Here is a 23,292-nt window from a genome sequence, read left to right as displayed (position 1 = left end):
CACAAACTGTCTTTTGAACTTATTCTTCTAGTAATTTTTTATAGTCTTTAAATTGATAGGGGTCTTTTACAATCTGTCCATCAATATAAACTACTGGTACTGTGTCTATCTTTTTCTCTTTCGCTAAAGCTTTATCTTTTTCAGCTGCTTTATATGACTTGCTGTCTTTGGTTTTATAATCTTTTTTAATCTCTTCTTTTGTTTGTTTTGAGATATTGAGTTCATCAATCAGACCATCTAGTAATTTTTCATTAATCCATGGTTTTTTATGATCTTTTGTTTCAGGTTGTTCTGTATAGATTTTTTGTTGGAAATTTAAATATTGTTTCGGCGCATAAATTTTAACCGCATGTCCGGCACGTGAACCGATAATTGAATCCTTACCTAAGAAAGCCACATTAACCATTTGATAATCAGCTTTACCTTTATCGATATAATCTTTCTTCAGTGTCGGCATGATATGGTCTTCTACTTTCTTGCAGTAAGGACATTTATAGTCCGCGAATTCTACAATTTTAATTTTATCGCCTTTACCTGCTAAATCAGGATCTTTTTGAGAACAGCCTTGAACAATGACTGCCAAAATAACAGTACTAATAAATAATAACCATTTTTTCATTTCATTTACGCCTCGATTCATGAGTTTTACTTCTTTGATGCGAATCGACTTCTTGTCTTATATTTTTTCTACTCACTCTATTTTTATACTCATAAACCTCATCATACACCTGAAAGCATCACCTTTCTAGTTTGAAACGACTTAAATAAAAATAAAAAGCCTTCGATTATGAATTAACCGAAGACTTCCTATTATTATTGTTCTTGAATTACATTTAAGAAGCGTTGTAATGCTTCTGTTTTAGGATGTTCAAACAACTCAGATGGAGGACCTTGTTCACCAATCTGACCTTCATTGATAAAGACAGTTTTATCTGAGACTTCCTTCGCAAATCTCATTTCATGCGTGACGATAACCATCGTCATACCTTCTTGAGCAAGTTCTTTGATAACACGTAAGACTTCAACCACTAACTCTGGATCCAGTGCTGAAGTCGGTTCATCAAACAACATCACTTTAGGGTTCATCGCTAATGCTCTCGCAATCGCCACACGTTGTTGTTGACCACCAGATAAAGCAATAGGATACTGATCTTTCACATGCGTCAAACCCACTTTTTCTAGTAAGTGTTCAGCACGGGCTTTCGCTTCACTTTTAGCCATTTTCTTTACGACAATCAAGCCTTCCATGACATTTTCAACTGCTGTTTTATGGGGGAATAAATTATAGTTTTGGAATACCATGCCAGATTGTTTACGTACACGAATTTGTGATTTCTTATCCTCATTCGTATAAGTTTCACCATTTACAAAGACTTGACCTTCTGTCGGTAATTCGAGCGCATTCATCATACGTAATAAAGTTGTCTTTCCTGAACCAGAACGTCCGATTAATGTTACAACTTCACCTTCAGCGACTTCTAAGTCGACACCTTTAATCACTGTTTTATCTCCAAATGCCTTTTTGATTCCTTTTAATTCAATCATGCGCGATACCCTCTTTCTAAGTAAGCTTCATAGTATGACTGAATCACTGAGATAATAAAACATACTACCCAGTACATTAAAGCAACCAGAATATAAATTGTTAAATATTCATAAGTTGTTGATGCAACTTCTTGTGCTTTTCTGAACATTTCAGCTACTAAGATAAACCCAACTAATGATGTATCTTTCAATAAATTTAAGAAAGTATTACCTAATGACGGTACCGACACTCTGATTGCTTGAGGCAAAATAATACGTCTGATTGTTTGACTGTAATTCATACCAATTGAATATGCCGCTTCTGTCTGACCTTTCGGAATAGACATAATACCACCACGAATTATCTCAGATGCATAAGCACCTACATTTAAAGATAATCCTATAATCGCAGCCACAACTGAAGGCAGTGTCCACTGGGTATCTGGATTATTCGTAATCAATCTGCCAAGTTCCGGCAAACCATAGAATATGATAAAGAGTTGTACAATCATCGGTGTGCCTCGAATAATTGAAACATAAACACGTGCAATACTACGCAATATCTTACTTGTAGAAATACGCATTAAAGCTGTAAATAATGCGATAAGTAAACCTAATACAAACGTTACCAGCGTAATGGGAATAGAATATTTTAATAAACCGCCAAGCATCGGCAAGAATGCTTGTTGTGCTGCGTCCCATGCGTGTTGCTGCTGGTCATTTAGCACAATCGCATTAAGGTTTAGAAACATCTTGACCAAACCATTTCTTACCTATTTTAGCTAACTCACCATTTTTCTCTAATTTATCTAAAGCTTTGTTAACTTCTTTAATTGTTTTGTCATCTGTTTTCTTAGAGAACGTGAATGCTGTTTTACTTTTTTCTGCATTGCCTTCAATCACTTTAATTTTCGCATTAGGTTTTTGCTTAATATAGTCTAAGTAAGATAAATTATCGTTAAATGTACCGTCTGCACGATGAGACTGAATCAAATCTACAGATTGGTTAAAACCATCTACTTTTACTAATTCAGCACCTTTTTTCTTCGCTAACTCACCGAAGTTAGATGTGAATGTTTGTGCCATTTTCTTACCTTTGACATCATCAAAACTTTTGATGTCTGTATTATCTTTGTTCACAACCAAAACACCTTTAGAGAATGTGTATGGTTTCGAGAATTTATATTTTTGTTCTCTTTCTTTATTAATACCGACTTGGTTTGCGATCACATCAAAACGACCTGAATCTAGTCCAGCAAACATTGAGTCCCATTGTGTTTCTTTAAATTTAACTTTATAACCCATTTCTTTCGCTACTGCTTTTGTAACATCAATATCATAGCCAGTCAGCTTACCTTCTTTATCATGGAAAGTAAAAGGTGCATATGTACCTTCTGTCCCAACTACAAATGTTTTATCATCTTTATCTGATGACTTTTTATCATTTGAACCATTGCCACATGCTGCGAGTGCCACCGCAATAACTAGTGTGAATACTGCTAACAAAATTTTCTTCATAACATTTCTCCTTTTATCCTTATCAATCTAATCGGAATACTTAATATTTTAAGTCAAGTCATAACTTCCGTCAATACAAATTACTCAGACTTAACCGATTTAAAATGTGACGATATTGAGAACGTTTCTCAATTAATTTTATAAATCGTAATCATTCCTATTTACAAACATGTATTTTTCATGCATAATAGGAAATACGATTAGGAGGCGAAAGAAAATGAAACAAGATTTAGCAACAGCAAGACGTAATTTAAGTAGCCCGAATATCAAAACGCGTAAACGTGCGTTAAAGATTATCAAGGCACATAAACGTAATAATAAATAACGTTTTCCATATACTTTGCAAATGATCCTTTAACATTAATTTTCACAGATTTTATGTCCAAGACGTTTTTCACAAACACTTATTTGTGCTCTACCCATTAAGCACACCTCTGCAGCTGGATATAAACAGTATTTCAAAAAACATTCCCTTAACTTTTTATTCCTAGACAATTAATAGTTGTAGTCTATTAAACGCGATTGGTCATTTGCAAAATTATAGCCTGAGCACCCTACTTCCAAGGTTGCTCAGGCTTTTTTACATATATGAAAAAAAACAGCGGTAAAATAACCGCTGCTCTTTCATGATTCATCTATTGCTTTATAAATATCTTTTAGAAACAAAGTTCAAGTTGTCATCTAATTCATAGATTAAAGGTGAACCTGTTTTAATTTCATAACCTACGATATCTTCATCAGATACCCCTTCAATATGTTTGATTAACGCACGTAATGAGTTACCGTGTGCTGAAACTAATACTGTTTTACCAGTTAAAAGTTCAGGTGCAATTTGATCATCCCAATAAGGAATAACGCGTGTTAATGTATCTTTTAAACTTTCTGAAGTCGGTACAACACGTGCATCTAAATCACTGTATTTACGATCAGCTAAATCTGCTTCACGTTGTTCTGCTGTAGCTTCTGGAGGTGCGATGTCATAAGAACGACGCCAAATATGCACTTGTTCTTCACCGAATTCTTGACGTGCAGCATCTTTGTTTAAACCTTGTAATCCACCGTAGTGTCTTTCATTTAATCTCCAAGTTTTATGAACTGGAATAAATAATTGATCAGAGCGTTCAAGTAAATAGTAAGTTGTTTTGATAGCTCTTTTTAATACGGATGTGAAGGCAACATCAATTTTGATTCCTTCTGCTTTTAAGCGATCACCTGAAGTCGTTGCTTCTTCTTTACCTTGGTCAGATAAATCAACATCTGTCCATCCAGTAAATAAATTTTCTGCGTTCCAAATACTTTGACCATGTCGGCATAATATTAATTGAGGCATATATACCCTTCCTTTCTTCTAAGAAAAGCGCTCAATTTGATATACATCACTTTTCATCTCATATTTTACCACTTTTTTATACAACATCTCATAATTTTTAGCTTAAAATGAAAAGATAGAAAATTTGTCACATTTTTACTCTATAAAAACAAAATGATGAACGTATGTCGCTTGATGTTAAATCTCTTCAAATAAAAACAGCACCTAAGCAATGGCTTAAGTACTGTTTACCCTATTTATGAATGATGCACTTCATGAGATTCTTCTTCAGGATGATATGGTTCTGGATGTACGTAAACCGAAGATACACCTTTACTATGCATATGTGTTTCAACTCGGTCACAAATAGCATGCGCTTCTTGTAATGTTAAGTCTGGTTCTACCGCAATGGTCACATCCACGAATACACTGCTGCCGTGATAACGTCCTTTAATACTGTTGACCGCAATGACATCTGACACTTCTAATACATCTTGACGATAATTTTCTAAGTCACGTTCATTAAATCCATCACTTAATGTGAAGATTGCTTCTCTGAAAATAGAAAAGCCTGTATAAACGATTAACGCACCTAAAATCGTTGCGAGAATAATATCGACAATCGGTAAACCGAATTGTGTAAATATCAAGCCGATACCAGTTCCTAAACTGACAATACTGTCAGACATGTTGTCTACTGCCGAAGAATGGAGTGAGCGGCTTTTGGTTTGTTTTGCTAAACGGAAATTATAGTAAGACACACCAAGCATGACAAACCCACTGACAATACTGACAATAATCGTAATCGGTGTCGGTGTATGATAATCATTTAAAAACAAACGCGGGAAGTTTTGCATCATAACTTGAACCCCGACGAACATAATAATGAACGAAACAAGTAATGAAGCAATGTTTTCTGATTTTAAATGACCATAAGGATGATTACGATCAGCAGGTTTGATTGAAATTTTCAAACCGACAATAACCGCAATTGAAACTAAAATATCAGTCATATTGTTTAATGCATCGGCTCTGACTGCCGCAGAATGATACAACGTACCTACAACATATTTAACAATAGATAGTACAATATAGGTTACTAAACTTAAATACGCACCTTTTTGTGCGCGTTGTAAATTAAGTGTTTGCGACATGGAATGTCCCACCTTTTCTTTAATTCATGTTTAGTATGCGGTATTTCATAACCACTTTCAATTTTTTTATTTTTAATTATTTTTTAATTTCTTGTGCTAATTTTTTAGTTAGCCTAACCTAAATATTAATTAAAACGAAACCTTGAGTTGAGACTAAAAAAACAAGATAAGCCCTTTATTAAAATGAATCTTATCTTGCTTCGTATTAGTCTCTTAATATGTATTTAGATAATACAAATGTTACAGGAATGGTAATGATTAATCCTGCAAAAGGTGCAATCACTGATGAAATGTGAAACCATTGTACAAAGACATAGAGCAAAACCGTCTGCATGCCCATATTTACAACTTGCGTTAAAGGAAATTGAATAAATTTGCGCCATGTCGGTTTGACTTTATACACAAAATAACAATTCAAATAGTACGAAATAATGAAACTGACTACAAAACCTGTAATATGGCTGACAAGATAATTGATACCTATCACTTTCAACAATAATAAATATACAATGTAATAATTGAAGGTATTAATACCGCCTACTATAATAAATTTGATAATTTCAAAATGTGTTTGTGTTAACTTCATCTATCGTGCACCATCACTTTTCTTCTAAAAATCGATAATTCAACGTTATTATAGCACTTCTAAATTCTGCATTTCACTTATTTTCTGTCGCACTGAAAAAAATATACACACAAGCCGCTGATTTACGTTACAATTAACCATAATAATTGATTAACAGAATAGGAGTTATCTCAAATGGTCAAAACTGAACAATCACGGCTCCCTATTATTATGATTATAGTTTTAGGAGCTATGACCGCTTTCGGTCCGATGTTGGTAGACATGTATAACCCTGCTCTTCCTCAAGTGCGGGATGATTTCGGTGTTTCTACTTCAACATCACAACTTACTTTATCCTTTGTCATGATCGGTATGGCACTAGGACAATTTGTTTTCGGTCCACTCTCTGATGTTTATGGACGTAAGAAAACAGTGTTATCGATTTTAATCGGTATTGCGGTTGTCTCTTTAGCTTGTGTCTTTGTGTCATCTATTAATGTCTTCTTAGTCTTACGTTTTATTCAAGGGTTACTTGGAGGCGGCGCAATTGTAATGGCAAGAGCAACTGTCAGTGACCAATATGAAGGTGCAAGCTTAACGCAAATGATTGCAACTTTGCTTGTGGTTAATGGTATTATTACGATTATTGCACCATTAATCGGCGGTTATACCTTAGCATTTACATCATGGAAAATGATTTTTGCGGCATTAACACTGATTTCATTAGTGATTTTCTCAATCGCATTTATTAAGATGGAAGAAACACGTGATACGGCAAATGTACGCTTAAATTTCGGCGCAATTTTTAAAGACTTCGGTCACTTATTAAGCAAAGCACGTTTCGTCATTCCAATGTTGATGCAAGGCTTTACTTACGTGATGCTTTTCAGTTTCGCAGCCGCTTCACCTTTCATCACACAAAAAATTTACCATATGTCACCTCAAGCATTCGGTTGGATGTATGCGGTAATTGGTATTGGATTAATTGCGATGAGTCAAATTACCGCATTTGCGGTGAAGTATATTGAAAGAGAGAAATTGCTGCATATCTTAACAGGTATTCAAGTATTTGGTGTGATCCTTGTGGTCATCACAACTGGTTTCCATTTACCATTACCGTTATTATTAGCTTCTTTCTTTATTATGGTATGGCCGGTAACAGGTATTGGACCGCTTGGTTTCTCTTTAGCGATTGAAGAACGTTCTGGGGGAAGCGGTAATGCTTCAAGTTTACTTGGTTTATTCCAATTTATCATCGGCGGTATTATCGCACCATTAGTTGGTATTCAAGGTGGTACAAGCGTCGGTCCATTTATTGTGATTATCTTAATCACTAGTGTGTTAGTCATCGTCTTAAACGTTTGGTTACACAAATTAATTCAAGTTAAATAACATGAATGAGAGTGAGACAACAGTCTCGCTCTTTTTTATATTTTCTGAGACAAAGTAATATACTCAGTCATGTACAACTTTTATAATAAGAGTAATGATGAACGATGGGGAGTTATCAAAAATGAAGAAAATACTAAATGTTAAACCAAAAAGTCAGCTCTCTCCAATTCCTATGGTCATGGGCTGTGAAGGCACTGCCGCATCTATGCTGCTGGATTATAATCATATATTTGTCCACCCTATTTCTTTAATGAAGCGTTGGCCGACACATCCAAGCAATCCGAATAAAGGCTACGTCGGTCATTTCTTAATGATTAAACCGGGTGCACATCAAACGATTTTCCCAAATGCATTTGTTCCCTACTTGAAACAATACGACACACGTATTAAAGATGGTACTGGTAAATCATTAGCTGAACTTGAACGTATTATCGATGCAGGTCAACCTGTGTTGATTTATCACACAGTACTGGGCCAAAAACCGCAGCGTCGAACGTTCAGAGTCGATGACACACGTAAAGAATGGGTCTCAAACATTCATATCACCTTATTAATCGGATATGACCAAAACAACTATTTTTATATTGATCCATTATGGGCACAATTTGGTCGTAAACTCTATGTTCCGGCTTTGATCCCTTCACGTTATCAAGTGATTCAAATCCCGAAAGATAAAATGCGTCAAAGCTATGACTCAGCCGGTCGTCTTTGTTTATATCATGCGACAGAAGCCACAGAAAATTTATAGAAAATGCTTACCCAAACCAGCTAAAAAATAACAAAATTTTTGATAGTTTTAAATTATGTACTTCATAAAAGTTTTTTATATTTATACATTAACAATTGCAATGTCCTGAAATTTTTTATATCATTATTAACATCATTTAACGTCAACCCCTTTGTCATATACAAATCCGAAAGGGTGCAAAAATTTTGGGACAGAAATTACAAAAAGACCTCAGCAATAGGCATATACAGTTAATCGCGATTGGTGGGGCAATTGGTACAGGTCTCTTTTTAGGATCTGGCCAAACGATTAAATTAACAGGTCCGAGTATTTTCATCGCTTATATCATCATTGGGATGTTTTTATTTGCGTTTATGCGCGGACTGGGCGAGTTACTTTTAAGCAACACACGTTTTAATTCATTTGTAGATATTGCTAATGAATATCTAGGACCATTCGGCGGTTTTGTGATTGGATGGACCTACTGGTTTTGTTGGATTGCATCAAGCATGTCTGACTTAACAGCTATCGGTCAATATATTTCATATTGGCTGCCTGATGTTCCTAACTGGATTTCAGTGCTGTTCGTGGTATTAATCTTAATTTCATTCAACTTGTTAGGCGCAAAATTGTTTGGTGAACTAGAATTCTGGTTTGCTTTAATTAAGATTATAACTATCATCGCATTGATTGTAGTAGGACTAGTATTAATTTTCATGTCAGTAAAAACTGAACATGGTACAGCAAGCTTTTCAAACTTAGTCAGTCATGGCGGATTATTCCCTAATGGTGCTTTCGGCTTCTTAATGGCTTTCCAAATGGCAATCTATTCATTTATTGGTATAGAATTGATCGGTGTAACTGCCGGTGAAACGAAAGACCGTGCTAATACGATTCCGAAAGCCATTAATAATGTACCGATTCGTATCTTATTATTCTATGTCGGTTCATTAATCATTATCACATCTGTAGTTCCTTGGAATACTTTAAGTGAAAACTCAAGTCCATTCGTTAAAGTTTTCGGCTTGATTGGTATTCCATTCGCCGCAAGTCTTGTGAACTTTGTAGTTATTACAGCTGCAGCGTCAGCTACTAACAGTGGTATTTATTCAAACAGCCGTATTTTATTCGGTTTAGCTGAACAAGGCTTAGGTCCTAAAGCATTAGGTAAAGTCAACCATCGTGGTGTACCGCATATTTCAATGTTGATTTCATCAATTTTATTACTGTTCGCAGCATTATTGAACTATGTCTTCCCTAATGCAGTACAGTTATTTATCTATGTCACAACACTATCAACCGTACTTTACTTATTTGTTTGGACATTGATTATCATTTCATACATTATTTATGCCTTTAAAAACAAGCAGGAACATAAAACGAATGACTTTAAATTACCAGGTGGTCCATATGCCGGTATTGTTGTATTACTCTTCTTCTTGTTTGCCTATGTACTATTATTCTTTACAGAAGAAACAAGAAATGCACTATTTGTATCACCGATTTGGTTTATTATCGTCATTATTTTCTATCAGAAATATAAACACAACGCACATGCGAATGTCGCAAAAATGCGTGAAACAAAAGAATAAAGCTCAAAAAAGCCAAGAACGTCAGTGTTCTTGGCTTTCGTTTTATAGTCGCTTCCCTCTTTATATACCATGCACCCAACAACTTATTTCTTCAATTTCAAAGGAATCATGGCTAAGATACAATTTTTTTGATAAAACAATGTCCATCTTAATAAAATACCTGTTTGGTTATGCAGTAAGTTCTGCCATGTTTTATTCGTAATAAACTGAGGGACAATAACGGTAATCACAAAGCGATCATTTTCAGCTTTGCTTCGAATTTTATCAATAAAGCGTGCTAAGGGTTTAACTACACTGCGATATTGCGAATGTAACATGACCAAACGAATATTGGGATAACGTGCTTGCCATTTCTCTAGCATCTTTTGATCTTGATGTTCATCAAACGATACATGAACCGCAATAATGTGATCAGATGTCATTTTGGCGTAGGCAATAGATTTATCTACGATAGAAGATACCGAACTGACTGGTATCAAGGCTAAATTTTTATCAACATGACGCATCGCTTTAAAGAAATTGTCTGTTCGCAACTCTTCAGCAATATTGTGATAATGCGTACGAATACGTAATAATCCCATTACAACTAAAGGCAAGAAAATTAATATCGGCCATACTTGTGAGAACTTTGTAATCAGAAAAATCATAAAGACTACGAGTGTGATAGTACCGCCGATTGCGTTAGCGATTAATTTAAAGAACCAACCTTTCGGACGTTCTTTAACCCACTTTACGACCATACCGTATTGCGCAAGTGTAAATGGAATGAAGACACCTGTCGCATATAAAGGAATTAAACTGTCGGTACGTCCTTTAAATAACATAATCAATACAATCGCAACACCGCCTAGGATAATCATAGAGTTTGAGTAACCTAAACGATCACCTCTGACTGTAAACATATGTGGCATGTATTTATCTTGTGCCATATTCGCCGCAAGCAATGGAAAGGCGGTGAACCCTGTATTCGCAGCTAAAATCAAAATACATACTGTAGATGCTTGAATAAAGTAAAAGGCAACATTTTGTCCGAATACATGTGCCGCAAGTTGTGAAAGTACTGTAGTTTGAAGTTTCGGTACAATACCATACCAATACGATAAACCAACAATACCTACTAACATAAACGCGAGGATAGTTCCCATCGCAATCAACGTTTTGACGGCGTTTTTAGGTGCCGGATCTTTAAAATCCATCACCGCATTCGATATTGCTTCAATACCAGTTAATGACGATGCCCCTGAAGAAAAAGCACGTAGTAATAAAAATAACGTTACTCCAGGTACCGCTGTACCAATAGACGCGTGAACTTCTGGTGTCGTTTGACCGGTCACTACTTTAAATGCACCATACCCAATCAATATCAACATTCCGAAAATGAATAAGTAAACTGGAAATGACAATACTGTCGCAGAGTCTGTCACTCCTCTTAAATTCAAAATCAAAATAATGATGACAAGCAGACAAGCTATCAATACTTTATGGTGATATAAAGCAGGAAACGCAGCGATAAAAGCATCTGCTCCTGAAGAAATACTAACTGCGACCGTTAATGTATAATCTACTAACAGTGCACCGCCAGCCAACAATGATAACTTTTCTCCTAAATTATATTTCGTGACAATATATGCGCCGCCTCCCATGAGGGTATGCATATATCACTTGTCTATAAGACAAAACTAAAGCAACTAATAAGACTAAAATACCTGCGGTTATCGGTAAGGTATACCATGTCGCCAAAACACTAAGTGCAGTCAATGTTAATAAAATCTGTTCTGGACCATAGGCAACAGATGATAACGCATCTGAAGATAAGATAGCTAAAGCTTTGACCTTACTTATTTTTTCACTCGATAACTCCCTGTTACGTTTAGGTGTTCCGATCAATATGTGTTTTATTTGTTTTATATTCATATCTAAGGACCTCTAGACTCTTCATGTTTTGAATGGCAAAAACATACTCCTATTCTTTAGAAAAGTACAGTCAATTTATTTAAATTACATAGAACTTTCACATTTTACCTACATTTTTATAAACTGTTCACAAATATTTCTCACCTCTCACATGAATCAAACCCCGTGCTATAATAATAAAAACTAAACTTACAGGAGCACACACATTGTGAAAACAAAATCCATTTACTCTTACATATTACTTTTAGTTATTACCTCTGTTTTATTTTTAAGTATAAGTTATAGCTTGGTATTTTCTTATACAAAGTATTCAGTAAAACATTTTAAACACCAGACATTAAATCAATTGGTCGATCATCGTATTGAAAAAACCATGAAGGAAGATCACATATCTGGATTAAGTGTTGCGCTCATTAAACGTAACGAAGTCGCTTTAAATAAAGGCTATGGGTATGCCAATCTCAAACAACATACGTTAGCTGATGCGCAGACACGTTATGAAATCGCATCTAATACAAAAGCTTTCACAGGCTTAGCTATTTTAGAACTTGCTAAGCAAGGCAAAGTTAAATTAGAGGCGCCTGTCTCAAATTATTTACCTTGGCTTCATTTAACCTATCAAGGACATGAACAAGATATCACTTTAAAGATGTTACTCGCTCAAACCAGCGGTATTGATGATCAAATGTCACCAGATCAAGAAGGTGAAGTGCCAACAAAGAAAGATAACTTAAAGGGACGTGTAGAAAGTTTGAATTATGAGGCTTTAAGAAGCAAACCAGGCGATTCTTTTAACTATGCTAATATGAATTACAATATCTTAGGCTTAGTTATACAAGAAGTGACAGACACTTCATATGAAGATTATATGCATAAGCATTTTCTTAAACCGCTTCACATGGATCATGCTTTCTTTAAAACAGATAAGCAGCAAGCCGCAAAAGCACAAGGTTATGTATTAGAAGGAAGAGATGTTAAAGCAAATAACCCTGATTATTTCCGTGGTGATACACCTGCCGCTTACTTAATCAGCAGTACAACTGATTTGATTCCTTTTGTGAAAATGAACTTACAACCATCCGCTTCAAATCAAGCACTCATTAAACAATCACACACACTGTTGACAGATGTGCCTGACAAATCGCATATGAATGGCTATGGTGCTGGCTGGTTTATTGATCAGTACTCAAATCAAGTCTTACATCCTGGTACATTACCTAATTATTCATCAATGATTATTTTAGATACCAAGTATCAAAATGCGGTCATCCTTTTAGCAAATTTGAATGCGCCTAGTTTACCTGATTTAGCACAAACACTACTCTACCAAATTGAACATTATCAAAACTTTGCAGCACTGCATCAAACAGCAGCAGATAATCTTGTGTTATTAACTATTACTTTATGGTGGGTTATTTTAATGTTCACTGTGTTATGTGCAGCTTGCATAAGAAACAGCTATCTTCTTAAACAACATAGACACTTAAACAAATCAAGTTGGCTAAATAAATTATCAATAAGTCTAACCGTACTTATCATCATCGGCTTGCTTTATAGTGCTTGGGTTATGCCTTCATGGTTATTAAAAGATGCCAGCTGGTCTATTGCCTTTAGTGTCTTTCCACCTGTTGTATTACTGATAGGTCTCGGCAGTCTACTCACATTGATACTCAGTGTGCTTTATTTCAACAGTTGTATCTTACTTAAATCAAATCGACCTAAATTATAAAATTCAATACTTTTGAACATAAAAAAGAGCAGTTCTCATTGTTTAGTTTCCCTCATAAACTAAACAACAAGTACTGCTCCTTCTTTTCATTTCTATTCTGCTGTCATACGTTTCTCATTATTATTTTTTTGCGTGGAACATTTTTTATTAATAAGTTTCGCCTTGTGATTTTGGAACTAAGAATAATACTGTAACAAACGCAATAAGGCCTAATAAGATATTAAAACCGATACCTGCCATTGCGCCTACTTGCAAGTTGACACTCTCAGATACAACGGCATAAATCGTACCTGAAATCGCAATACCAAATGCGTTACCCAATGATGATGCCATTTTATAAATACCTGATGCAGTGCCGACTTTATTGTCTGGTGCACTTGTTACAGCTGTGTCTGTTGATGGTGTCGCATACATACCTAACCCTAAACCGAATAGCAGATAGCCGATGACACTAGATACGACATAAATACCTGTCGGCAAGAATGTTAAAGCAATCAGTAACATCCCTGCTGCGTTCAATAACGATCCGTATAACATAGGACGTTTGGCTCCAAGTTTCTGCATGATTTTTTCTCCGACACGAATCATCACAAGTACTGTGATAAGATATGTGATACTCATCATACCTGATTGGTTAGATGTAAATCCGAGTCCTTGTTGGAAATACGTATTTGCGACAATTAAAGTTCCGGCTACAGCGTTCAACGCGAAGTTTGAAATCACTGCCCCAGAGTAACCTTTGTGTTTAAATAAGCCAAAGTCAATTAATGGGTTCTGTAATTTCTTCTCGTAAATTAAGAAGAAAATAACTGAGACAATAAACACAACAGTTAAACTTAAAATCAATGGTGATAAGAATCCGAAGTGAGATGTTTGTGTAATAATCACATTTAAACTTAACATCATAATCGCTAAAACTACTAAACCTACAACGTCAAATTTGTGACTACGCACATCACTATCTCTTGAAGCTTTTGTTTCAGGTGTGTGACGTATCAGAATCATCGCTAAAATAGCGACAATAATAGATACGATAAAAATCCAACGCCAACCTACGAATGTGGCCATTAATCCGCCAAAGTATGACGTAATACCTGAACCACCCCATGAACCGATTGACCAATAACTTAATGCTCTTTGTCTATCTTTGCCTTGGTAATATTCATTAACAATGGCTAAAGTAGCAGGCATAATACAAGCTGCAGAAAAACCTTGAATGATTCGACCGATAATCAATAATGCTGATAAATTGGAAACAATAATCAACAGTGAGCCCACGACACTGAGGATTAATCCAATATACGTCATCTTGACACGCCCGATTTTATCTGCGATACTTCCGGCCCCCACAACGAACAAACCAGAGAATAACGCTGTCAAGCTGACCGCAATATTGATCGTTCCTGCATTTGAACTAAAGGATTCTTGAAGTGTCGGTACCACATTCAATACAGACTGTGCGAACAGCCAGAATGTGATGACCCCAAGAATGATACCTAACAACAATCTGTTGTCACCTTTGAACGGTCTTGTTGCTGTCATATTTAATTCCTCCTATACCCCTGCAAAAAAATCGAAAAAAAATAGCGATTTAGCTTATGCTACAATAGCAATATAAACTAAACCTATCATTTTCAATATATGAAATATCTTACAACAATTTCAACTTAAATTCTATAAATACATGCTATTCCGCTTAAATATAAGTGTTACTTTACATCAATAGTATAGAATATAATTAATTATGGTTATGTTGTCACAAAATTCGAACATTACAGGTGATTTCAATGCTCAACTTATTTATGCTTTTACTCGAACGTGTCGGCTTGATTATTTTGCTCGCTTACCTCTTGATGAACTTCAATTATTTCAAGAATTTGATGCATCATCGAGAAACTTGGCGTGCGAAATGGCAGCTTGCGATTATGTTTGTCATCTTTGCTTTGCTCTCTAACGTAACGGGCGTCGTGATTAGAGACTCGCAAATTTTATCAGGTCAACTCTATACTCATTTAGCTCCTGATACTTCACTCGCAAATACACGTGTGTTGACTATCGGTGTTTCAGGACTCGTCGGCGGACCTGGTGTCGCTTTAGTTGTAGGGATTATCTCAGGTATCTATCGATTTTATATCGGTGGTGCGAATGCTTTTACATATTTCGTATCTTCTATCTTAATTGCGCTTGTGTCAGGCTATGTCGGCCGTTACTATTTAAAAGCACGACGCTACCCTCCTATTTTCTTAGGTGTCATTGTCGGTGCGTTATTAGAAGTCATTCAAATGACATGTATTCTGTTGTTTGCTGAACATTCTGGTCATGCTTGGTCGCTTGTGAGTTTCATTGCGATTCCAATGACTTTAATGAACAGTATCGGTACCGCAATTTTCTTATCTATTATTATTTCTACAATTAAACAAGAAGAACAAATGCGTGGAGTTCAAACTCATGATGTCTTACAACTAGCTAATGAAACTTTGCCTTACTTCAGAGAAGGTTTGACTGAAGCATCTGCTTTTAAAGCCGCACAAATCATTAAGGATTTAATGCAAGTCCAAGCGGTTGCGATTACCAATCGTCATGATATTTTAGCGCATGTCGGTGCAGGCAGTGATCATCATGTACCACAAAAAGCGATTATTACAGATTTATCTAAAACGGTGATTCAAAGCGGAAAAATCAAAGAAGCACATTCACGTGAAGAAATCGGATGTCACCATCCGAATTGTCCATTAGAAGCCGCCATAGTGATTCCGCTTCATATTAAAGACAAAGTGGTCGGTACGTTAAAACTGTATTTTACAGATGCACATCGATTAACCTTTGTGGAAAAGCAATTAGCCACAGGTCTAGCCAATATTTTCTCAAGTCAGCTGGAACTTGGCCAAGCAGAAACACAAAGCAAGTTATTAAAAGACGCTGAAATCAAGTCATTACAAGCGCAAGTTAATCCGCATTTCTTCTTTAATGCGATTAATACAATTTCTGCTTTAGTCAGAATTGATAGTGAAAAAGCGCGTAATTTATTACTGCAACTGAGCCAATTCTTCCGTTCTAACTTACAAGGTGCGCGCAATAACACCATTACGCTTGATAAAGAATTACAACAAGTTGAAGCTTATCTTTCATTAGAACAAGCACGCTTCCCTAACCGCTTCAACATCGACTTTGACATTGATCCAGCAGCACAACATGCACTCTTACCACCGTTTATCATTCAAGTCTTAGTCGAAAACGCTATTCGCCATGCATTTAGAAATCGTCGTTCTAACAACAATGTCAAAGTTACAGTAAAACTCGAAGCACATTACTTATATCTCACTGTTAAAGATAATGGTATGGGCATTCCTAAAAACAAAATGCCTTATATCGGCAAAGCCATTGTACATTCTGAATCTGGCGGTACAGGCAGTGCGTTAGAAAACTTGAATTTGAGATTATCGGGTCTATATGGACCAATGTCTATGTTGAAAATTAATTCTAATGAAGATGGAACAACAGTCCGTTGTGCCATTCCATATCGCACACAGAGTGACGAAGGAGGTCAATTGATTTGAAAACTTTAATCGTAGATGATGAGCCATTAGCACGTAATGAATTAAATTACTTACTGACACAAAATGGTCAATTCGACAAAATAGAAGAAGCTGAAACAATCTCAGAAACCTTAGAAAAATTATTATACGATACGTATGATGTCATCTTTTTAGACATTCATCTGATGGATGAAAGCGGATTGGATTTAGCTGAAAAAATTAAGAAAATGCGTCAGCCTCCTTATATTATCTTTGCGACAGCACATGACAACTTTGCGGTAAAAGCCTTTGAACTGAATGCGGCAGATTATATACTGAAGCCGTTTGAACAAGCGCGTATTGACGCGGCAGTTGCCCGCGTGGCTGCTCAACTGCAAACTCATACAAAAACAGAAACTGAAGTTGAATCAGAAGTGACGAACCATCAACAGCAGAAACAAAAATCCACAGACAAAGCACCTGAAGTCTTACCGATTGAAGTAGATGAACGTATCTATGTGTTGAATCAAAAAGATATTATCGCCCTAACAGTAAATAATAAAAGAACAACGCTGCATACATTAACCCATGATTATGAAACATCAGAACCTATGAATAATTACGCAAAGCGTTTAGATGAGAAACAATTTATTCGTATTCACCGCGCGACCATTATCAACAAAGCACATATTCAAACTGTAGAACCTTGGTTCAATTATACGTATCAAGTTACTATGACCAATGATCTCAAAGTACAAGTCAGTCGTTCTTATATGAAAGTATTTAAACAAACTATTGGGTTAGAATAACTCTAATCAATCAAACGACAAAAGCCTAGTTTCCACTTTACAAGAAACTAGGCTTTTTTGTATTTCAATTCTATTTTTCAGCAACTCAGATTGCTTCGCTTACATTCTAGAAATATTACTCTGAATTTCAACTTCTGATTAGTGCAACTCGCATACGAATACTCGCATCTCATCGTGAAAACGCACACAATCTCGTTTTTTCGTCTTAAACTAGAGACAAGATAAAGAAACGAACGGAGGCAATCCACGATGGAAAAAGCACAAGCAAACGTTAAAAAAACAAGCAAAACAGCAAAAGCGTATTCATTCTTACATCAAGTCCTTGTCATCAGTATCATTTTATTAATTTCAAAAATTATCGAAAGTTTCATCCCTATTCCAATGCCGGCATCAGTGATTGGTTTAGTATTGATGTTCATCGCACTTTCAACAGGCATCATTAAACTCGGTGAAGTTGAAGGCGTGGGAACTGCGCTGACAAACAATATCGGTTTCCTATTCGTACCGGCTGGTATTTCAGTCATCAACTCACTTGGTATTTTAAGCAAGAGTCCGATATTAATTATCTTGTTGATTATTATTTCAACTGTTTTATTACTACTTTGTACTGGATTTGTTTCTCAAATATTAGTAAAGGGTTCACCTATTAAACGTAAATCTGAACAACATTCAGTCAAACATCACAATAGAGTTGCGGAGGATCATGTATGATTGAACATTTAGGCATTAACACACCGTATTTTGGTATCTTGTTATCTGTGATTCCTTTCTTAGTTGCCACATACTTCTTTAAAAAGACCAATGGTTTCTTCTTATTAGCACCATTATTTGTCAGTATGGTCTTTGGGATTGCGTTTTTAAAGGTAACTGGGATCAGTTATGAAAACTATAAAATCGGCGGAGACATTATCAACTTCTTCTTAGAACCTGCAACTATCTGTTTTGCGATTCCGTTGTATAAAAAACGTGACGTACTTAAAAAATATTGGGTTAAAATTTTCAGCGGTATTGCATTAGGTACAGTCATCGCAATCTTCGGTATCTATGCATTCGCTAAATTATTCCAATTCGGAAGCGGTATTGTGGCATCAATGATTCCGCAAGCTGCGACAACTGCCATCGCATTACCTGTATCAGATGGTATCGGCGGCGTAAAAGAATTAACATCTTTAGCAGTGATTTTAAACGCAGTCATTATTTATGCATTAGGTAATAAACTATTACGCTTCTTCCACATTGATAATCCGATTGCACGTGGACTAGCGTTAGGAACAAGTGGCCATACACTCGGTGTTTCTGCAGCACAAGAACTTGGTGAAACAGAAACTTCAATGGCGAGCATCGCGGTTGTATTAGTGGGTGTCATCGTTGTCGCAATCGTTCCTTTCTTAGCAACAATTTTATTGTAAGACCTCTTACCTACCACAGCTTTAATTTTCCATTCGTTTAGAGACAGGATGACCTGTCTCTATTTTTTTGATTTATTAACATGAATTAAATGTAAGCGTTTTAATTTAAAGTTTTCATTAAATGTTCAATTATGAAGAGTTGTATCCTGTTTACAAGAAAATATGTGCGTATTACACTATTAGTAAACGATACGTTTCGTTTTAAAACTATATAGATTGGGATGAATTTTCATTATGTTCGGCATTTCATTAATAAGCTTGATCATCCGCTTTATATTCGGTGGATTGGCTGTTACTTTGGCGACTGTTATCGCGTCAAAACTCGGCGGCAAATTGGGTGGTATCTTTTCTACTTTCCCAGCTGTTTATTTAGCTGCCTTAGTCACATTATCTGTTGACTTTTCCGGCAATAAATTAGTTTATGAATCTATCCACTTAAGTGCTGGTGCTGTTATCGGTATTATCGGCTGTATTATCAGTGTCGCTTTAACAGCAATCGCGGTAAAACATATCGGATATAGAAAAGGCGCAGTATTCTCTATCGCCTGCTGGTTTGTTTTATCTTGTATCATCCTAGCACTGAAACATATTTAATCGGAGGTTTGAATAAAAAATGAAAATGCTATTGGTTAAATTTTTAGCCGGCGGCATGTCCGTCTGCTTGAGTTATATAGTATCTGTTATTATTCCATGGAAAGAATTCGGCGGTATCTTCGCAGTATTTCCAGCTGTATTCTTAATCGCTTTAATTGCTTCTGGTATACAATATGGTGACAAAGTTGCAGCTCATGTCAGTAATGGTGCAGTATTCGGTATGACAGGTGTTTTATTCAACATCTTAGCTACTTGGTTGATGTTAGTTTGGACAAACAACTGGATTCTCAGTATTTTCGTTGGTTTAATTGCATGGTTCTTGAGCGCAATCATCATTTTTGAGATAGTAGAGAAACTAGCACATTTGAAACGAGGTCATTAATATGGCAGGCAGACCAAAAGATCCGAAGATAAATATAAGGATTTTTGATGAGTTAGGCAAAATGTTAGAACGTGAATCCTATAATTCTATTACTATAGATGAATTAGCTGAAAATACACAGATTTCAAAGGCGACTATTTATCGTCGTTGGAAAGATAAAGACAGTATGATTATTGATATGTTTTTAAACAAGGCACATTCTGATGTCACACTTCAAGGTGATTTCTTTGAAGATTTATATGCCACTTTGATTAAAATCACACGTCTTTATAAAACACCATTAGGTAAAGCAGTCATTCAAATCTTATTAACCAATGAAGAGAATGACTTGCGCAATCACTTTATGGAAGATTATTTCAACCAATATCGTCAGATGTTAAAACAAGTCAGCGCACCTTATATACCAGAGGAACATCAAGATATGTTTATTGATTTAATCTTCTCACCGATTTATTTTAATATCTTAATTAAACCTGAAGTGCTTACAGATGAATATATCTATAACATGTTAAATACTGTGATTGATGCCTATCGTCCTTCTTAACCTTTCAGCTGTTTAACAAGAATAGAAAATGATATAAAAATTCCCCTCAAACCTATTTTTGAGTTTGAGGGGAATTTTTTTATCACTGTGTTTCTATTTCGCTGATTTCTATATTATTTTCTATCTTTTAAGAACCAATCTAATGCATATTCAATTGCTTTGTCCCAGTAAGCATAATCATGTTTACCTGGACCATCTTCGAATTGATATGCGATTTTTTTGTCATCTAAATAGCTGATGAAATCACGGTTGTCTTGGTATAAATCATCTTCTGTACCGCACATAATCAATAATTCAGGAATATCTAATCCTTTTTCTATTGCTTGATCTACCAAGTAATAAGGGTCAAGTTCTGTTCCTCTAGCCGCTGTTTTCTCTCCTAATATCGCATGTTTAGAGAAGTCATGCCAATCTATATTCATCAACCAATCAGGTGTAAAGACTGCAGATAACGGTGCTGCTTTAGAAAAGCGCTCTGTTTGTGTTAATGCATATTTGATTGTGCCATAACCACCCATAGAATGACCTGCGATAAAGTGGTCTTCACGACGTTTAGATAACGGTAAGATTTGAAGTGCATAATCAAATACTTCTAATACATAATCATAATAATTATGACCATAACCCATATTCGCATAACCACTGTGATCGCCTGCTGGCATAATCACTGCGATTTGACGTTCTTTCGCATAACGTTCTAAACTTGTAAATCTTAAATAAGATGTTTCATCGCTTGATAAACCATGTAGTAATAAAAGCACAGGTAATTCTTTTGCGGGTTTACCTGTTTCAAATTGTGAAGGTTCTTCTGGTAAAAATGCATTAAAGCGTTGTTCTTTACCTAATGTGATTGAATCATAATTAACTTGTAACCATGCCATAATAAGTTCCTCCTTATGATTAGTTTCAATACCAATGATAAAGGTATCGCATATCAGATGAAATCATCTTGCATGCGATACCTTCTAATTTAATTACCCATCTACACCTTGAGGTAGTGGACCTTTCGGTTTTCTTTTCTTCACAGGATCGAGACGTTTTTCTAAGAATCTTAAAACAATATCGATGATGACTGCGATTAAAGCAATTGGAATCGCACCTGCAAGAATGAATGTTGTGCCGTCTGTCGCGTTTGTACCACGGATGATAATATCACCCAGTGTCGGTGCACCGATGAATGAACCAACCGCTACAACACCAATTGCGACAACTAATGCGATACGTAAGCCACCGATAATCACTGATAAAGCTAGTGGTAATTCAATCATACGCAATACTTGATTACCTGTCATACCCATACCTTTACCAGCATCTTTGATATTGGCATCGACACCGATAATACCTGAGTATGTGTTCTGAATAATCGGTAATAAGGCATATAAGAATACAGTGACTACAACTGTTGTTGGACCTAATCCCATGACTAACATCAGAATGGCTAACATTGCGATAACAGGAACTGTTTGAATGATGTTCGCAATAGTAATGACAGTCTTAGATAATTTGCCGAATCTTGAAATCAGAATACCAATTGGAATTCCGACAATCGCAGCAAAGATAACGCCATAAACTGACATGAGTAAGTGTTGGAAGAAAAGTCCCCACAGATAACCGGCGTTCAATGAATAGTATTCAATCAGCTGTTGGAATAAATTACCTTTCATTATTTTTGCCCGCCTTTCTTATCTTCGAAATAATTATGTTTTTGTAAGAACTCTTCGGCTACGACTGCAGGCTCTTTACCTTGTCCGTCTGCTTCATAGTTCAAATGCTGCATTTCTTCTGTTGAAATTTTGCCTTCTAATTTTTTCAATGCTGTATTAATTTCAGGATGTTTCTTTAATAAATCTTTTTTAGCAACTGGACTCGCATCATATGGCGGGAAGAACTTTCTATCGTCTTTTAATACTTTCAAGTCATATGCCGCGATACGTCCATCAGTTGAATAACCTAATGCAACATCTAGTTTTTTACTTTTCAATGCATCATAAACTAAACCGATTTGCATTGGACGTACAGTATTAAAACTAATGCCGTACTCTTTTTTGAATCCTGGATAACCGTCACCTTTACGGTTCAACCAAGAACTATCTACACCTAAGCGTAACTCTTTTTCATGTTTCTTTAAGTCAGAAACTGTTTCTAAGTCATATTTTTCTGCTGTTTCTTTTGTCACCATGAAAGCGTACGTGTTATCAAAACCGTAAGAATCAAAGAATTTTTGATTGAATTTTTTATCGAATCCTTCTTGTGTCACTTTCATTGCTTTTTTAGGATCCTTAATTGGATCTTCACCTAAAGCACCGACCAAGTCCGTACCTGTATAACGTGTACCTGAAACATTCGCGTCACCGTTCATCAACGCGTTATGTTGGATGGTACTTGAACCCATATTATTAATTAATGTCGGTTTGATTTTATCTTTTGTTTCGTGCTCAATCATTAAGCGCACCATATGTGACATGATTTGAGACTCACTTGTTGCAAGTGATGTAATTTCTACTGAATCATCATCTGCACGACCACCGCCTAAACCAGGCAGACTGCATCCAGATAATACAACAAGACAAGTCACCATCAGAATCAAGTATTTTTTTATCTGTTTCATAAAGTTC

23 protein-coding genes and 1 pseudogene are annotated in these 23,292 nt (G+C 35.8%); 12 read left to right on the top strand and 12 right to left on the bottom strand.

Features of this window, described 5'->3' with window-relative positions; genetic code table 11:
- Positions 1–19 precede the first annotated feature (19 nt).
- From HMPREF2603_RS00850 to HMPREF2603_RS00835, 4 genes are all read right to left on the bottom strand, one after another.
- Positions 20–619, bottom strand: coding sequence for a DsbA family protein (locus tag HMPREF2603_RS00850; protein ID WP_031262467.1), 600 nt, complete (start codon positions 617–619; stop codon positions 20–22).
- A gap of 194 nt (positions 620–813) precedes the next feature.
- Positions 814–1,545 carry an amino acid ABC transporter ATP-binding protein gene (locus HMPREF2603_RS00845; protein ID WP_002479746.1) on the bottom strand — a complete coding sequence of 244 codons (732 nt, stop codon included), beginning with the start codon at positions 1,543–1,545 and terminating at the stop codon, positions 814–816.
- Positions 1,542–2,276 carry an amino acid ABC transporter permease gene (locus HMPREF2603_RS00840; RefSeq protein ID WP_023015074.1) on the bottom strand — a complete coding sequence of 245 codons (735 nt, stop codon included), beginning with the start codon at positions 2,274–2,276 and terminating at the stop codon, positions 1,542–1,544. The genes HMPREF2603_RS00845 and HMPREF2603_RS00840 overlap by 4 nt, the downstream gene beginning before the upstream one ends.
- The gene (locus HMPREF2603_RS00835; RefSeq protein WP_002479748.1) at positions 2,260–3,042 is read right to left on the bottom strand and encodes an amino acid ABC transporter substrate-binding protein; all 783 of its coding nucleotides are present in this window, start codon (positions 3,040–3,042) and stop codon (positions 2,260–2,262) included. The genes HMPREF2603_RS00840 and HMPREF2603_RS00835 overlap by 17 nt, the downstream gene beginning before the upstream one ends.
- A 217-nt stretch (positions 3,043–3,259) precedes the next feature.
- On the opposite strand from HMPREF2603_RS00835, the gene HMPREF2603_RS13175 reads away from it, so the two are divergent.
- Positions 3,260–3,367 carry a putative metal homeostasis protein gene (locus tag HMPREF2603_RS13175; RefSeq protein WP_002479749.1) on the top strand — a complete coding sequence of 36 codons (108 nt, stop codon included), beginning with the start codon at positions 3,260–3,262 and terminating at the stop codon, positions 3,365–3,367.
- Between the two features lie 318 nt (positions 3,368–3,685).
- On the opposite strand, the gene HMPREF2603_RS00830 is transcribed toward HMPREF2603_RS13175, so the two are convergent.
- From HMPREF2603_RS00830 to HMPREF2603_RS00820, 3 genes are all read right to left on the bottom strand, one after another.
- Positions 3,686–4,372, bottom strand: coding sequence for a 2,3-diphosphoglycerate-dependent phosphoglycerate mutase (locus HMPREF2603_RS00830; RefSeq protein WP_002479750.1), 687 nt, complete (start codon positions 4,370–4,372; stop codon positions 3,686–3,688).
- 236 nt (positions 4,373–4,608) lie between these two features.
- The gene (locus HMPREF2603_RS00825) at positions 4,609–5,505 is read right to left on the bottom strand and encodes a cation diffusion facilitator family transporter (RefSeq protein WP_002479752.1); all 897 of its coding nucleotides are present in this window, start codon (positions 5,503–5,505) and stop codon (positions 4,609–4,611) included.
- 205 nt (positions 5,506–5,710) lie between these two features.
- Positions 5,711–6,091, bottom strand: a complete 381-nt coding sequence (locus HMPREF2603_RS00820; protein ID WP_002479753.1) for a GtrA family protein — start codon at positions 6,089–6,091, stop codon at positions 5,711–5,713.
- Positions 6,092–6,265: 174 nt separating this feature from the next.
- Between HMPREF2603_RS00820 and HMPREF2603_RS00815 the strand changes: the two genes are divergently transcribed.
- The 3 genes from HMPREF2603_RS00815 (at position 6,266) to HMPREF2603_RS00805 (ending at position 9,781) form a co-directional block, all read left to right on the top strand.
- Positions 6,266–7,462: a putative multidrug effflux MFS transporter TcaB gene (locus tag HMPREF2603_RS00815; RefSeq protein ID WP_060803600.1), complete on the top strand. Its 1,197-nt coding sequence runs from the start codon at positions 6,266–6,268 to the stop codon at positions 7,460–7,462.
- A 121-nt stretch (positions 7,463–7,583) separates the two neighbouring features.
- Positions 7,584–8,210 carry a C39 family peptidase gene (locus HMPREF2603_RS00810; RefSeq protein WP_002479756.1) on the top strand — a complete coding sequence of 209 codons (627 nt, stop codon included), beginning with the start codon at positions 7,584–7,586 and terminating at the stop codon, positions 8,208–8,210.
- Between the two features lie 185 nt (positions 8,211–8,395).
- The gene (locus tag HMPREF2603_RS00805; RefSeq protein WP_023015075.1) at positions 8,396–9,781 is read left to right on the top strand and encodes an amino acid permease; all 1,386 of its coding nucleotides are present in this window, start codon (positions 8,396–8,398) and stop codon (positions 9,779–9,781) included.
- Between the two features lie 83 nt (positions 9,782–9,864).
- On the opposite strand, the pseudogene HMPREF2603_RS00800 reads toward HMPREF2603_RS00805, so the two are convergent.
- Positions 9,865–11,695 (bottom strand): annotated as a pseudogene (locus tag HMPREF2603_RS00800) (APC family permease).
- Positions 11,696–11,903: 208 nt separating this feature from the next.
- Here HMPREF2603_RS00800 and HMPREF2603_RS00795 point away from each other — a divergent pair.
- The gene (locus HMPREF2603_RS00795; protein WP_060803599.1) at positions 11,904–13,424 is read left to right on the top strand and encodes a serine hydrolase domain-containing protein; all 1,521 of its coding nucleotides are present in this window, start codon (positions 11,904–11,906) and stop codon (positions 13,422–13,424) included.
- Between the two features lie 147 nt (positions 13,425–13,571).
- Here the strand turns inward: HMPREF2603_RS00795 and HMPREF2603_RS00790 are convergent, their stop codons facing one another.
- Positions 13,572–14,966: an MFS transporter gene (locus HMPREF2603_RS00790; RefSeq protein ID WP_002479761.1), complete on the bottom strand. Its 1,395-nt coding sequence runs from the start codon at positions 14,964–14,966 to the stop codon at positions 13,572–13,574.
- A 245-nt stretch (positions 14,967–15,211) separates the two neighbouring features.
- On the opposite strand from HMPREF2603_RS00790, the gene HMPREF2603_RS00785 reads away from it, so the two are divergent.
- The 7 genes from HMPREF2603_RS00785 to HMPREF2603_RS00755 all read left to right on the top strand — a co-directional run bounded on the left by HMPREF2603_RS00785 (position 15,212) and on the right by HMPREF2603_RS00755 (position 20,677).
- Positions 15,212–16,981 (top strand): sensor histidine kinase, encoded by a 1,770-nt coding sequence (locus tag HMPREF2603_RS00785; RefSeq protein ID WP_002479762.1) that lies wholly within the window; start codon positions 15,212–15,214, stop codon positions 16,979–16,981.
- On the top strand, positions 16,978–17,748 hold the full coding sequence (locus HMPREF2603_RS00780; protein ID WP_060803598.1) for a response regulator transcription factor LytR: 771 nt from the start codon (positions 16,978–16,980) through the stop codon (positions 17,746–17,748). Before HMPREF2603_RS00785 ends, HMPREF2603_RS00780 begins: the two co-directional genes overlap by 4 nt.
- Before the next feature lie 249 nt (positions 17,749–17,997).
- Positions 17,998–18,459, top strand: a complete 462-nt coding sequence (lrgA, locus tag HMPREF2603_RS00775) for an antiholin-like murein hydrolase modulator LrgA (RefSeq protein ID WP_002479764.1) — start codon at positions 17,998–18,000, stop codon at positions 18,457–18,459.
- Positions 18,456–19,157: an antiholin-like protein LrgB gene (gene lrgB, locus HMPREF2603_RS00770; RefSeq protein ID WP_002479765.1), complete on the top strand. Its 702-nt coding sequence runs from the start codon at positions 18,456–18,458 to the stop codon at positions 19,155–19,157. Before lrgA ends, lrgB begins: the two co-directional genes overlap by 4 nt.
- 234 nt (positions 19,158–19,391) lie before the next feature.
- Complete coding sequence (locus HMPREF2603_RS00765; RefSeq protein ID WP_002479766.1) at positions 19,392–19,751, top strand: DUF3147 family protein; 360 nt, start codon at positions 19,392–19,394, stop codon at positions 19,749–19,751.
- Between the two features lie 19 nt (positions 19,752–19,770).
- On the top strand, positions 19,771–20,133 hold the full coding sequence (locus HMPREF2603_RS00760) for a DUF3147 family protein (protein WP_002479767.1): 363 nt from the start codon (positions 19,771–19,773) through the stop codon (positions 20,131–20,133).
- Position 20,134: 1 nt separating this feature from the next.
- Positions 20,135–20,677: a TetR/AcrR family transcriptional regulator gene (locus HMPREF2603_RS00755; RefSeq protein WP_002479768.1), complete on the top strand. Its 543-nt coding sequence runs from the start codon at positions 20,135–20,137 to the stop codon at positions 20,675–20,677.
- A 113-nt stretch (positions 20,678–20,790) separates the two neighbouring features.
- Here HMPREF2603_RS00755 and HMPREF2603_RS00750 read toward each other — a convergent pair whose 3' ends face one another.
- The 3 genes from HMPREF2603_RS00750 to HMPREF2603_RS00740 form a co-directional block, all read right to left on the bottom strand.
- Positions 20,791–21,558 (bottom strand): alpha/beta hydrolase, encoded by a 768-nt coding sequence (locus HMPREF2603_RS00750; RefSeq protein WP_023015080.1) that lies wholly within the window; start codon positions 21,556–21,558, stop codon positions 20,791–20,793.
- 93 nt (positions 21,559–21,651) lie between these two features.
- Positions 21,652–22,341, bottom strand: coding sequence for an ABC transporter permease (locus HMPREF2603_RS00745; RefSeq protein ID WP_002479770.1), 690 nt, complete (start codon positions 22,339–22,341; stop codon positions 21,652–21,654).
- Entirely contained in the window at positions 22,341–23,285 is a 945-nt protein-coding gene (locus HMPREF2603_RS00740; protein WP_002479771.1) for an osmoprotectant ABC transporter substrate-binding protein, read from the bottom strand. The genes HMPREF2603_RS00745 and HMPREF2603_RS00740 overlap by 1 nt, the downstream gene beginning before the upstream one ends.
- Between the last annotated feature and the right edge of the window lie 7 nt (positions 23,286–23,292).

Origin of the sequence: Staphylococcus sp. HMSC055C03 (assembly GCF_001809385.1) — a bacterium.
Classification (GTDB): domain Bacteria; phylum Bacillota; class Bacilli; order Staphylococcales; family Staphylococcaceae; genus Staphylococcus; species Staphylococcus simulans.
The sequence above is the reverse complement of the archived record's forward strand: the minus strand, read 5'-3'. Positions and strand labels throughout refer to the sequence as shown.